At 56.4% G+C, this 11,263-nt stretch carries 16 protein-coding genes; 15 read left to right on the top strand and 1 reads right to left on the bottom strand.

The annotated features are described in order from the left end of the window. Window positions 1-134: hypothetical protein (locus tag GFC01_RS19720; RefSeq protein WP_279233446.1), on the top strand; the 134-nt coding region annotated here is incomplete at its 5' end. A 282-nt stretch (window positions 135-416) separates the two neighbouring features. Here the strand turns inward: GFC01_RS19720 and GFC01_RS08090 are convergent. Further along, entirely contained in the window at window positions 417-1,766 is a 1,350-nt protein-coding gene (locus GFC01_RS08090; protein ID WP_243137350.1) for an aspartate aminotransferase family protein, read from the bottom strand. Window positions 1,767-2,156: 390 nt separating this feature from the next. On the opposite strand from GFC01_RS08090, the gene ylxM reads away from it, so the two are divergent. From ylxM to GFC01_RS08020, 14 genes are all read left to right on the top strand, one after another. Next, window positions 2,157-2,504 carry a YlxM family DNA-binding protein gene (gene ylxM / locus GFC01_RS08085; protein WP_152946121.1) on the top strand — a complete coding sequence of 116 codons (348 nt, stop codon included), beginning with the start codon at window positions 2,157-2,159 and terminating at the stop codon, window positions 2,502-2,504. 86 nt (window positions 2,505-2,590) lie between these two features. Beyond that, on the top strand, window positions 2,591-3,961 hold the full coding sequence (ffh, locus tag GFC01_RS08080; protein WP_152946120.1) for a signal recognition particle protein: 1,371 nt from the start codon (window positions 2,591-2,593) through the stop codon (window positions 3,959-3,961). Window positions 3,962-4,036: 75 nt separating this feature from the next. Next, window positions 4,037-4,303 carry a 30S ribosomal protein S16 gene (gene rpsP / locus GFC01_RS08075; protein ID WP_152946119.1) on the top strand — a complete coding sequence of 89 codons (267 nt, stop codon included), beginning with the start codon at window positions 4,037-4,039 and terminating at the stop codon, window positions 4,301-4,303. Window positions 4,304-4,324: 21 nt separating this feature from the next. Further along, the gene (locus tag GFC01_RS08070) at window positions 4,325-4,552 is read left to right on the top strand and encodes a KH domain-containing protein (RefSeq protein ID WP_152946135.1); all 228 of its coding nucleotides are present in this window, start codon (window positions 4,325-4,327) and stop codon (window positions 4,550-4,552) included. 190 nt (window positions 4,553-4,742) lie between these two features. Beyond that, the gene (locus GFC01_RS08065; protein WP_152946118.1) at window positions 4,743-5,177 is read left to right on the top strand and encodes a YlqD family protein; all 435 of its coding nucleotides are present in this window, start codon (window positions 4,743-4,745) and stop codon (window positions 5,175-5,177) included. Continuing rightward, window positions 5,158-5,697, top strand: a complete 540-nt coding sequence (gene rimM, locus GFC01_RS08060; RefSeq protein WP_152946117.1) for a ribosome maturation factor RimM — start codon at window positions 5,158-5,160, stop codon at window positions 5,695-5,697. Before GFC01_RS08065 ends, rimM begins: the two co-directional genes overlap by 20 nt. Before the next feature lie 192 nt (window positions 5,698-5,889). Further along, window positions 5,890-6,636 carry a tRNA (guanosine(37)-N1)-methyltransferase TrmD gene (gene trmD / locus GFC01_RS08055; protein WP_152946116.1) on the top strand — a complete coding sequence of 249 codons (747 nt, stop codon included), beginning with the start codon at window positions 5,890-5,892 and terminating at the stop codon, window positions 6,634-6,636. A 187-nt stretch (window positions 6,637-6,823) separates the two neighbouring features. Further along, entirely contained in the window at window positions 6,824-7,165 is a 342-nt protein-coding gene (gene rplS, locus GFC01_RS08050; RefSeq protein ID WP_341473838.1) for a 50S ribosomal protein L19, read from the top strand. Window positions 7,166-7,230: 65 nt separating this feature from the next. Further along, entirely contained in the window at window positions 7,231-7,794 is a 564-nt protein-coding gene (gene lepB, locus GFC01_RS08045; protein ID WP_152946115.1) for a signal peptidase I, read from the top strand. Window positions 7,795-7,937: 143 nt separating this feature from the next. Further along, the gene (ylqF, locus tag GFC01_RS08040) at window positions 7,938-8,786 is read left to right on the top strand and encodes a ribosome biogenesis GTPase YlqF (RefSeq protein WP_341473837.1); all 849 of its coding nucleotides are present in this window, start codon (window positions 7,938-7,940) and stop codon (window positions 8,784-8,786) included. A gap of 128 nt (window positions 8,787-8,914) precedes the next feature. Next, window positions 8,915-9,736, top strand: a complete 822-nt coding sequence (locus GFC01_RS08035; RefSeq protein ID WP_341473836.1) for a ribonuclease HII — start codon at window positions 8,915-8,917, stop codon at window positions 9,734-9,736. Between the two features lie 175 nt (window positions 9,737-9,911). Next, window positions 9,912-10,268 (top strand): NADH-quinone oxidoreductase subunit A, encoded by a 357-nt coding sequence (locus tag GFC01_RS08030; protein ID WP_152946114.1) that lies wholly within the window; start codon window positions 9,912-9,914, stop codon window positions 10,266-10,268. Next, window positions 10,259-10,798, top strand: a complete 540-nt coding sequence (locus tag GFC01_RS08025) for an NADH-quinone oxidoreductase subunit B (RefSeq protein ID WP_152946113.1) — start codon at window positions 10,259-10,261, stop codon at window positions 10,796-10,798. The genes GFC01_RS08030 and GFC01_RS08025 overlap by 10 nt, the downstream gene beginning before the upstream one ends. After that, window positions 10,791-11,252 carry an NADH-quinone oxidoreductase subunit C gene (locus tag GFC01_RS08020; protein WP_341473835.1) on the top strand — a complete coding sequence of 154 codons (462 nt, stop codon included), beginning with the start codon at window positions 10,791-10,793 and terminating at the stop codon, window positions 11,250-11,252. The genes GFC01_RS08025 and GFC01_RS08020 overlap by 8 nt, the downstream gene beginning before the upstream one ends. Window positions 11,253-11,263 lie beyond the last annotated feature (11 nt).

Below are 11,263 nucleotides of genomic sequence, written 5' to 3'. Positions count from 1 at the left end.
CGGAAGAAGCCGGTCTGGGCAGGGACTTTGTGGATAAGATCGCCGACGAAACGGTGGGTGTCACCGGCGAGGAAATCCTGCCCTTCCTGGAGGAGAAGGGTCACCCGGCCCTGACCATGCCGCCGTTAATTTGAGAAGCGGGATGCGGGAAGTGAGAAGTGGGATTAAGAAGGGATTGGCCCTTTGGGGCCAATCCCGTTAAAGAAGATCGATTATCTGCTTTCAGGTTTCTAACGGGTTCGAGCTCCCTTGGCAGAGCTTTAACCTCCCGGCCGGCAGGGGCATGTGAGGCCGGGAAATAAATCTCCCTGGTTATACGGCGGACGGGGACCGGTCAATCCCGCCGCCGTTTTTTTTAAAAGGGGACAATCTGCTTTTCTTTTAGGTATAAAAAAGTAGCCTGTCCCCTTTTTAACTTATTCCCGGTGGGTCAGGGAGCGGATAAAAGTTTTCGCTCCCGAGGCGGCCATGCTGAAAAAGCCCCGGTGTCGTTTGAAGATCTCCTCCAGGGCGGCCACCACCCGGTCGATTTGCTCCCTGGTGACGATCAGGGGCGGTTCCAGGCGGATGACGTTGGGGTTGTTCAGGGTGTAGGCGGTAATGATATGATGGTTGTTCAATAGCTCTCCCGCCACCAGACTGCCCATGTATTCCCCGGATAATTTGTCGGCCAGGCCCAGGGAGGCCCTGGACACCAGCCCGCCGGGCTGGTTGAATTCCAGGCCGATCATCAACCCGCGCCCCCGGACATCCTTTAAAAGGGGGTATTTTTCTTTTAATGATGAGAGGTGTTGCCGGAAATAGGCGCCCATTTCCTTACTTCCGGCGGATAAGTTTTCCTCCCGGAGCACCTGAATGGCCGCCAGGGCCGCGGCACAGGCCATGGTGTTGCCGCCGAAGGTGGAGGTATGTAAAAGGGCTTTCTCCATGCTGCCGTAAGCCTTTTTCCAGATCTCGTCGGTGGTGATATAGGCGCCTATGGGCATGATCCCGCCGCCCAAAGATTTGGCCAGGCACATTACGTCCGGCTCCACCCCTTCTCCTTCACAGGCAAAGAGGTAACCGGTCCGGCCGAAGCCGGTCTGGATCTCGTCGGCAATAAAGAGGGTGCCGTATTTCCGGCACAGGCGGCGGGCTTCCGCCAGATAACCCGGCGGGGGCAGGATAATGCCGCCCTCCCCCTGGATGGGTTCCACGATGAAAGCGGCTGCCTGCCGGGGTTGCAGTGCCTTGTCCAGCGCCTCCAGATCCCCGAAAGGTACGGGGGTGCAGTCCGGGAGCAAAGGGGCAAAGGGTTTTTGGTACTTCTCCCGGCCGGTGACCGAGAGGGCACCCATGGTTTTGCCGTGGAAGGAACCCCGGCAGTATATGACCCCGCTGCGGCCGGTGGCAATGCGGGCCAGCTTCAGTGCCCCCTCCACCGCTTCGGCGCCGCTGTTGCAGAAAAAGGAACGCTGCAAATTCCCCGGGGTGATCCGGGCCAGGTTGTGGGCCAGGGCGCCGGCCAGGGGGTTTAAGGAGGCCTGCAATAGATTGGGCAGGTGACGTACCCGTTCGATTGCCTCCAGTACGGCGGGGTGGTTGTGCCCCAGGTTCAAAGCACCGTAGGCGCCCAGGAAATCCAGATATTCGTTTCCGTTTTTATCCCAAACGGAAACCCCTGCGGCGCGGACGAAAGGTTTGTCGAAATCCAGCAACCCCAGCATGGTAGCCAGGCTGGCATTCAGATAATTTTTATGCAGATCCCTTACCTGCTGCCTGTCCATTGACAGCGCCCGGGACAGGGTAAGCAACTCCTCCCCTTGTTTCTGATGCCCTTTTTTTATATTAATTTCAACAGCCAAAGGATCACCCTCAATCCTGAAAATAACCGTGCTTTCTTTTCCATCCCTTGCGTGGAGACGGGCAGGCGGCATTGGGCCCACCGTTATAGCAATGATATCATCCTTTGGGAAGGCCTGTCAAACCACTTTTAAGGGCCATGAAGGGGCAGCCTTGACAGGATGGGAGTAATCGGCTAAAATCTACCTGTAAAGTGTTAAAGCTTTATAGCTTTGGTTGAATGTGCTGTACCCGTTCTGTATTATTCCTGGACTTCCGCCGCTGGTTCCGGCGGAAGTCAGGATGCCGGTGTGGCCGCCCCGGAGGGATGGTGTTTGGAAAAGTGGGCCTGGATCAACCTGCTTTACGACTTCTACGGGCAGCTTTTAACCCAGCGGCAGCAAAAGTTTATCGAACTGTATTATGCCCACGATCTTTCCCTGGGGGAGATTGCCGAACAGTTTGCTATCAGCCGCCAGGCGGTTCATGATGTGCTCAAGCGGGCCGAACAGATTCTCCTCCGGTATGAAGCAAAGCTGGGGGTGGCCGGCCGCTTCATCGAAGAGCGCCGGCAGCTGGCCCGGGCCCTGGAACTGCTGGACGGCCATAGTTCAGGCCGGGAGGAAAATCTGCGGCAGGTGAGAGAAATCCTTAAAGCGCTGATGGACAGTGGACACAGCTAATGAAGTAAGCCCTTTCCCATAGCTGGTGAGTAAATGTTCGCTGAAACAACGTTCAACCACCAACGACCAATCTGGGAGGTGAGCCCATGGTTTTTTCCGGCCTGGCCGAAAGACTGCAGGAAACCTTTCGTAAATTAAAGGGGAAGGGTCGCCTTACGGAAGCCGATGTGGACGAAGCCATGAAGGAAGTGCGCCGGGCTCTGTTGGGTGCCGACGTCAACTTTCAGGTGGTGAAGAATTTTATCGCCCGGGTAAAGGAACGGGCGGTGGGTCAGGACGTTTTGGGCAGCCTTACACCGGCCCAGCAGGTAATCAAGATTGTGCGGGATGAACTGGCCGGCCTGATGGGGGGGACGCAGAGCAAGCTGAACCTGGCCTCCAAACCGCCCACCATTGTGATGATGGTGGGTTTGCACGGGGCGGGTAAAACCACCACCGCCGCCAAACTGGCCAACGTGTTGCGCAAACAGGGCCGCCGCCCCCTGCTGGTGGCGGGGGATGTCTACCGTCCGGCAGCCATCAAGCAGTTGCAGGTTTTAGGCCAGCAGCTGGACATACCGGTATTTGCCATGGGCGATGGCCAGAGTCCGGTGGATATAGCCCGGGCGTCGGTGGAGCATGCCATAGGGACGGGGCGGGATCTCCTGATCATAGACACGGCCGGGCGGCTGCAAATAGATGAAGAGATGATGGCCGAACTGGAGGCCATCAAACGTACGGTTCACCCCCATGAAATTCTCCTGGTGGTTGATGCCATGACCGGCCAGGTGGCCGTCAACGTGGCCGAGACCTTCAACCAGCGCCTGGGCCTGGACGGGGTGGTGCTGACCAAACTGGACGGTGATACCCGGGGCGGGGCGGCCCTTTCGGTGAAGGCGGTTACCGGCTGCCCCATCAAATTTGTGGGTGTGGGCGAAAAGCTGGATGCTCTGGAACCTTTCCATCCGGACCGCATGGCCGACCGCATTTTGGGCATGGGGGACGTGCTCACCCTGATTGAAAAGGCCCAGGCCAGTTTTGATGCCGAACAGGTGGCCCGGCTGAATCAAAAGATTAAAAGCGCCGAATTTACCCTGGAGGACTTTCTGGAACAGTTACAGGAAGTCAAAAAACTGGGGCCCCTCCAGCAGGTTATCAGTATGATTCCCGGTCTGAGCAGTATGAAAAAATTAAAAGAACTGGGAGATGTGGACGACAAAGAGCTGGTTTATGTGGAAGCCATCATCAAATCCATGACTCCCTGGGAACGGGCGCACCCCCATGAAATAAACGGCAGCCGCCGCCGGCGCATTGCCCGGGGCAGCGGCACTTCGGTCCAAAAGGTAAACAGCGTTTTAAAACAGTTCGAGCAGACGCGCAAAATGATGAAGCAGTTTGCGGAAGTGGGCAGGGGGGCCAAAAAGGGTGGCCGGATTCCCGGGAACTTTTTGCCCGGCAAAGGTAAACGCCTGTTTTAATGGGTGCACCGCCCCCCGGGCGGTGGCAGATACAGGTTTTCTCAAACAGTATCATACGAAGGAGGTGAAGACAGCATGGCCGTAAAGATCAGGTTGAGAAGGATGGGAGACAAGAAAAGCCCCTTTTACCGCATTATAGTGGCAGACTCCCGTTCGCCCCGGGATGGCCGGTTTGTGGAGGAATTGGGCTACTACGATCCGTTAAAGGAACCGGCTGAAATTAAAATCGATGAGATCAGGGCAAGGAAGTGGTTGCAAAATGGTGCCCAGCTTACCGATACCGTCCGTGCGCTGTTCCAAAAGGCTGGCTTGCTGCAAAAACCGGCTGGAGAAAGCCAGTAGATTGGGGAGGTAGCCATGGCGATGAAAGAAGTGGTGGAGATCCTGGCCAGGGCCCTGGTGGACCAGCCGGACAAGGTTGCCGTAAATCTGGTGGAAAAAGAAAAATCCTGTCTTATTGAGTTGAAAGTTGCCCCTGAAGATATGGGAAAGGTGATTGGGAAGCAGGGGCGCATTGCCAGGGCCATTCGTACGGTGGTTAAAGCAGCGGCCACCAGGCAGCGTAAAAAGGTAATTGTGGAGATAGTTTGAACCCGGCAATTTGAACGGCCGAATGGGTCTATCCGGCCGGTGGCCCGCACCGTGGGGGCGACCTGTTTTCCGGGAGCAGTCCCATGAACCGGGCAGGCAATTTTAGAGCAACTTCCTGCCGGGAAGCGGTACCACAGACAGCATTGGGGAGGGATTTACCCTCCCCTGTATATCAATGGCGGTGAATATTATGGAACAAATAACCATAACCAGGCCGGTGGTTATCAAGGTCAGGGTGACGGAGAACTATAAAAGGCAACTGGCCGGGGAAATCCAGGAGGCCATTGCCAGGCTGGATGTGCAGATGCAGCACCTGGAATTTCAAGCCCGGCGTTTGACTGCGGAAATGGAGAGGAAGGATCCCCGGAGCGTTCCCGCCGTCCGGCAGAAGATAGAAGAGGAACGGTCCGGCCGGCTGGAGACCAGGCAGAAACTGCTGGATAAATTAAAGGAGATAACCCGTCTTACTCCAGGAGAAGAGATTATCCATGGTCGTGTGGAGAGCATTGTGGATATAAAAAGGGGTGACCACTGGCAGCAAATAATGGATGTGGAAATTGTCCTGGAAGACTGGGTGGTAAAGGAAATCCGGTGGGGAGGAAGGAATGTTCCCCGTGAAGGATGAATATATTTCCGACGAATATATTTCCATCGGTAAAGTGGTGAACACCCAGGGTCACCGGGGGGCGGTGCGGGTCCTTCCCCTCACCGATTTTCCCGAACGGTTTGAAACCATGTCCGTGGTGCAGGTTTACCACCTGGGGCGGCGAAGGGCCTTTCATATAGAAGAAACCGGCCGGCACAAAAAATTTATAATCATAAAATTCAAGGAAGTGGTGGACATGAACGCCGCCAGGGAACTGAAAGGGGCGCTGCTGCAGGTGACCAGGGACGAGCTGGTTCCCCTGCCGGAAGATACATATTATATATTCGACATTATTGGTTTAAACGTATTCACTGTGGAGGGGCGGCCCCTGGGCAGGGTAAGGGATGTCCTTTCCACCGGCGCCAATGACGTTTACATTGTGGAGAAGGAAGACAATAAACCCCTGCTGGTACCGGCGTTAAAGCAGGTGGTGCGGGAAATCGACCTGGCCGGCAGGCGTATGGTGGTGGACCTTCCGCCGGGATTGATGGATGAATGACCAGAGGTGACCAGGCCTTATAGGCGTTAAGAAGATTGTATTGGGGAGTAAGTGTTCACTGAAACCGGTGGTAAATACAAAGGTCCGAAGCGAGCTGTGGTGCGCATCTTACGCGAAAGCCAGGGAGTGAGCGGGACAACGCCGGGCCTACAACGGTTTGACTGAATATTATATTTTGCGGGTGAATGCTTGATGCGGGTGGATATACTGACCCTTTTCCCGGAAATGTTCAGCGGCCCTTTCGATGCCAGCATCATTAAAAGAGCCCGGGCAAGGGGGCTGGTGGAAATAAACCTGATCAATATCCGTGATTTTTCCAGGAACAAGCATCGTACCGTGGACGATACCCCCTTTGGTGGTGGCGCCGGGATGGTGATGGCTGCGGAACCCATTTTCGAGGCTATGGATTGGATTGGCGCACGGGCGAAACCGGACCGGGTGATTCTGTTGCGACCCGCCGGTCGTACCTTTACCCAGGCCGTGGCAGCCGAATTATCCCGGGAAAGGCACCTGGTGCTTATCTGTGGTCATTACGAAGGGGTTGACGAACGGGTGGCCGAATGCCTGGCCACCGACGAAATTTCCATTGGCGATTTTGTCCTTACGGGAGGAGAGATTCCGGCCATGGTGGTGGTGGATGCGGTGAGCCGCCTGATTCCCGGGGTGCTGGGGGAAGAAACTTCCGTGGCCGAAGAATCCTTCAGCGACGGTCTTTTGGAATACCCCCATTATACCCGGCCCAGGGAATACCGGGGGTACCCGGTGCCGGAGGTACTCTTGAGCGGCCACCACGAAAACATCCGCCTCTGGCGCCGGCGCCAATCCCTGCTGCGCACCCTGGCTGCCCGGCCCGATTTGCTGCACCCTTCGTTACTCACCCCGGAGGACCGCCGGATCCTGTTGTCCGTAATGGGTGAATTGAAAGAACTACTTCAGTAGAACCGGTATTTAACCCGGAAGAACGAAAAACGGTCTTCCGGGGGCCACAGCTGTCACCTGTTTTTGGAGGCCGGCAATGCCTTGCGCAGCTGGTAAGGATTATGTTATAATTAGATTTGTTGATTACGGACGGTCCGCTGTTTCCCTGCTGGGAGCATGAACGTCCAGGCAGGAAGGGGGTAGGAAGGTGAACCTGATTCAAACCCTGGAACAAGAGCAGATGAAAGCCGATATTCCCGATTTCCATCCCGGTGACACAGTGCGGGTGCATGTAAAGGTGGTGGAGGGAAATCGGGAGCGTATCCAGGTCTTTGAGGGGGTGGTCATCCGCCGCCGGGGCGGGGGGTTGAGCGAAACCTTTACCGTGCGGCGGGTTTCCTATGGTGTGGGTGTGGAAAGAACTTTCCCCCTGCATTCGCCCAGAATAGACCGTATTGAAGTGGTGCGGCGGGGCCGTGTGCGCCGGGCCAGACTTTATTACCTGCGCAAACTGCGGGGTAAGGCCGCACGGATTAAGGACAGAAGATAACTTGCCTTCAGGGGACTGCCGGACAGTCCCTTTTTGGCTTTTACCCTGGTGGGGGAGGGACAATGATGGAAGAGGCGAATCGCGAGGGCGCTTTGACCGAACCGGCCAAGAAACCGGCCCAAAAATCAGCCCTGTGGGAAATTTTGGAGTCAGTGGTTGTTGCCGTTTTACTGGCCACAGTAATCAGAATTTTTATCCTGGCCCCCTTTTATATTCCCACGGGGTCCATGGAACCGACGCTGCAGGTTGGCGATCGTATTATTGTCAGCAAGCTTTCCTATCGCATCGGTGAGCCCCACCGGGGAGATATTGTGGTGTTTAAATATCCCCTGGACCCGGACCGGGATTTTGTCAAGAGATTGATCGGGATGCCCGGTGAAACCGTTGCCCTGCGCAACAGCCGGCTGTATATCAACGGTCGCCAGGTGCCGGAAAACTACCTGCCGGCGGATTTGCATTTTGCCGATTTCGGCCCGGTAAAAGTGCCGTCCGGTTCCTATCTGATGCTGGGAGACAACCGTAACAACAGTGATGACAGCCGGATATGGGGGTATTTGCCCCAGCAGTATATTATCGGCAAAGCAGTGCTCATTTACTGGCCCCTGGACCGCATCCGTCTGTTGCATTAAAAGCAGGGACGGCAGTGCCTGATGGGGGCTTACCAATGCGCCCGGCCAGCTGTTTATGCCCTTTTTACTGTCGCCGTCCGGGGGATTGGAACCATTGGGAATAAAACGGTTCCCTTATTGAGCGGCAGTGGTGGTGATTTAATGTGCATATCCAGTGGTACCCCGGTCATATGGCCAGGGCCAGGCGTCTGTTGCGGGAAAACCTGAAGCTGGTGGACGTGGTTATCGAGCTCCTGGACGCCCGCATACCGGTCAGCAGCCGGAACCCGCAGATAGCCGCAATCCTGGGGCATATGCCCCGGCTGGTGGTGTTGAATAAGGCGGATCTGGCCGATGGTGCGGTGACCCTGCGCTGGTTGGAATGGTTTTCCATCCGGGGGACGCCGGCCATAGCCGTGGATTCCACCACGGGAAAGGGTTTGGGGGAAGTGCCGCTCCTGGTGGAGGAATTGAGCAACGGCAAAATACAGGCCCTGGTGTCCCGGGGGCGCCGTCCCCGTTCCCCCCGTTGCATGGTGGTGGGCATACCCAATGTGGGTAAATCCCTCTTTATCAATGCCCTGGTGGGCCGCCGGGTTACCCGTACCGGCAACCGCCCCGGAGTGACCAGGGGGCAGCAGTGGATCCGATTGGCCCGGGGGGTGGAGTTGCTGGATACCCCGGGGGTACTCTGGCCCAAATTTGACGATCGCCAGATAGCTTTAAAACTGGCGGTCACCGGTGCCATTAAAGAAGAAGTCTTTGATGTGGAGGATGTGGCCGCCTGGCTGGTCGGCTGGTTGAAAGAGCATTGCCCCCGTCCGTTAATGGAACGTTATCGGCTGGAAGAAGTGCCGGCCCATGGCCGGCAAGTGCTGGAACTGATCGCCCGGCGCCGGGGATTGCTGGGCGCCGGGGGAGTGCCGGACACCGGACGGGCGGCCATTCATCTGTTAAAGGAATTTCGCGCAGGGAAGCTGGGGCGGGTTACTCTGGACGAACCCTGTGGCTGATTACTCGGTTTTTCCCATCTTACCGGCTAATTTTCCATTAGAAAAATCTTTTACTGGAGCAGGGATTTAGGTCTGCACCGCGAAAATTCTATCTTAAAGTATTAATTTGTTTTCGGAAGGCTCCGGTCGTGGACATTGAACGGCTTACCCTGCCGCAAATAAAACGCCTGCTGGAAGCACGGGGGGAACCGCCGGAGGAATTGCTGGCGGCCATGGCCGGCGATGGCCGCCCGGGAGTGCGCAGGCTGCTGGATAGTATCTACCGGAAGAGGAACCGCCGGCTGCGCCAGCGTGAGCACCTCAACACCCTCTACAGTTTTGAGGATGAGCTGCACGCCCGGGGTATCACCATGGTGGCCGGGGTGGATGAGGCCGGGCGGGGCCCCCTGGCCGGTCCGGTGGTGGCGGCGGCGGTAATTTTGCCTCCCCGCGCCCCTTTATGGGGACTGGACGACTCCAAAAAGGTGCCCCCGGCCCGGAGGGAAATCCTGGCATTAGAGATTAAAAAAATGGCTCTGGACTGGTCCGTGGGTATTTCCACTGTGCAGGAAATTCAGCTGTTGAATATTCACCACGCATCAATGCTGGCCATGCGCCGGGCGGTAAGGGGTCTGTCTTTAATGCCCCAGTACCTGCTGGTGGACGGCCGGCATATGCTGGATATGCCCGTGGACCAGCAACCGCTGGTGGGTGGGGATGCGGTGAGCGCTTCCATAGCTGCTGCCTCCATACTGGCTAAGGTAACCCGGGACCATCTCATGCAGGCTTTTCATCAGATTTACCCGCAGTATGGCTTTGACAGTCATAAGGGTTATCCCACCCCATCCCATCTGGAAGCTCTGGCCCGCTGGGGGCCCTGTCCCATACACCGGAGCGGTTTTCAACCGGTAAAAAAGCTTTTGGATTGTCATGCCCCGGGAGCCACTAACGGGGATTCGTTTGACGATTAGATGATTACCGGGCAAACGAACGTCCATGGGGGCATGAACTAACCCCGGCTCAAGACCAACCATTGTTTTTGTGCCGGGGAGTTACAGAATTCACAAACCTTTACGCTGGCGGGCGTGCGGGCTGTTGTGTCCCGTTTTTAGCGTATTATTAACAGGGAAAGGGGGGAGATGGGGGATGCTTTCGGAATGGACGGGGGTATTGCTGTTTTTAATCGGCGGCCTGCTGGTAGGCGGTGGCGGTCTGGCCACCAGTTTTCTCATTCACCCGCGCCGGGCTTTAGGGGCTAAATATGAACCTTACGAGTGCGGTGTGGACACCATCGGGCCCACCTGGGTGCAGTTCAAAACCAGTTACTTTCTTTACGCCTTGCTGTTTGTAATCTTTGACGTGGAAACCATTTACCTCTATCCATGGGCCGTAAAGTTCCAGAGCCTGGGGTTGTTTGCCTTCATTGAGATGATTATTTTCATCTTCATCCTGGTCGTCGGCCTCTGGTATGCCTGGAAGGAAGGAGCGTTAGAATGGAAGTGACAAAGGCTACCCATCCGGTAGAGCAGTTAACCAGCGACCCGGCAGTGGTCAATGAAGTAAAGCGCCTGATCTACCTGGCTCCCCTGGAAAAGCTCCTGAACATCGCCCGGGCCCATTCCCTCTGGCCCCTGGGTTTCGGCCTGGCCTGCTGTGCCATCGAGGCTTTAATGGCCGCCAACTTTTCCCGTTTTGACCTTTCCCGTTTCGGCTACGAAGTGGCCCGGGGATCCCCGCGGCAGGCGGACGTGATGGTCGTTGCCGGAACGGTGACCAAAAAGGCGGCCCCCTTTGTGCTGCGCCTTTATGAACAGATGAGCGAGCCCAAATGGGTGATTGCCGTGGGCAGTTGTGCCATTTCGGGAGGACCCTTTGTGGATTCGTACCACGTGGTGCCCGGGGTGGATAAACTGGTGCCGGTGGATGTTTACGTGCCGGGCTGCCCGCCCCGGCCCGAGGCGATTATTGAGGGCTTTTTGATGTTACGGGACAAGATCAAAAATCCCAAGGTGGTGACCCTGCCCCGTGGCTAATTATGAACTATCCGCTGAATTGATGGAAAGATTGAAGGAAAAGTTTCCCGGTGTGGAAGTGGCCGGGGAAGGGATGCTGCAGGTGCCGGCCGGTGATCTGGTACCTTTGATGGCCGAGTTGAAAAATAATCCCGACTACTGCTTTGATTACCTGACCAACCTGACGGCGGTGGATTTTAAAGATCATTTTATGGTGATATACAACCTGGTTTCCCTTACCCGCAATCACACTTTGATGGTTAAGGTGAAAGTGGAGGACAGGGAAAACCCGGCGGTGCCTTCCCTGTGCCCCCTGTGGAGCGGGGCCGCCTGGCAGGAGCGGGAGGTTTACGATTTGCTCGGTATCAACTTCACCGGTTATCCCGGCCATCCCACCCGCATCCTCCTGGATGACAGCTTTCAGGGCCATCCCCTGCGCAAGGACTTCCAGTGGGAAGGCGGCCGGGAGGAGTGAGTGGCCACGAT

The organism is Desulfofundulus thermobenzoicus, assembly GCF_009428905.1.
GTDB lineage: Bacteria > Bacillota > Desulfotomaculia > Desulfotomaculales > Desulfovirgulaceae > Desulfofundulus_A > Desulfofundulus_A thermobenzoicus.
Note: the sequence above shows the minus strand (reverse complement) of the source record. Positions and strands in the feature narration are given on the sequence as shown.

What these genes read in the sequence shown, in the direction of transcription:
- lepB (WP_152946115.1), top strand. Translation starts at nt 7,231, where the DNA reads ATGGAAGAGGCGAATCGCGAGGGCGCTTTGACCGAACCGGCCAAGAAA.
- GFC01_RS08025 (WP_152946113.1), top strand. Translation starts at nt 10,259, where the DNA reads ATGGAAGTGACAAAGGCTACCCATCCGGTAGAGCAGTTAACCAGCGAC.
- GFC01_RS08070 (WP_152946135.1), top strand. Translation starts at nt 4,325, where the DNA reads ATGAAAGAAGTGGTGGAGATCCTGGCCAGGGCCCTGGTGGACCAGCCG.
- GFC01_RS08090 (WP_243137350.1), bottom strand. Translation starts at nt 1,766, where the DNA reads ATGGACAGGCAGCAGGTAAGGGATCTGCATAAAAATTATCTGAATGCC.
- ffh (WP_152946120.1), top strand. Translation starts at nt 2,591, where the DNA reads ATGGTTTTTTCCGGCCTGGCCGAAAGACTGCAGGAAACCTTTCGTAAA.
- GFC01_RS08030 (WP_152946114.1), top strand. Translation starts at nt 9,912, where the DNA reads ATGCTTTCGGAATGGACGGGGGTATTGCTGTTTTTAATCGGCGGCCTG.
- rpsP (WP_152946119.1), top strand. Translation starts at nt 4,037, where the DNA reads ATGGCCGTAAAGATCAGGTTGAGAAGGATGGGAGACAAGAAAAGCCCC.
- rimM (WP_152946117.1), top strand. Translation starts at nt 5,158, where the DNA reads ATGTTCCCCGTGAAGGATGAATATATTTCCGACGAATATATTTCCATC.
- trmD (WP_152946116.1), top strand. Translation starts at nt 5,890, where the DNA reads ATGCGGGTGGATATACTGACCCTTTTCCCGGAAATGTTCAGCGGCCCT.
- GFC01_RS08065 (WP_152946118.1), top strand. Translation starts at nt 4,743, where the DNA reads ATGGAACAAATAACCATAACCAGGCCGGTGGTTATCAAGGTCAGGGTG.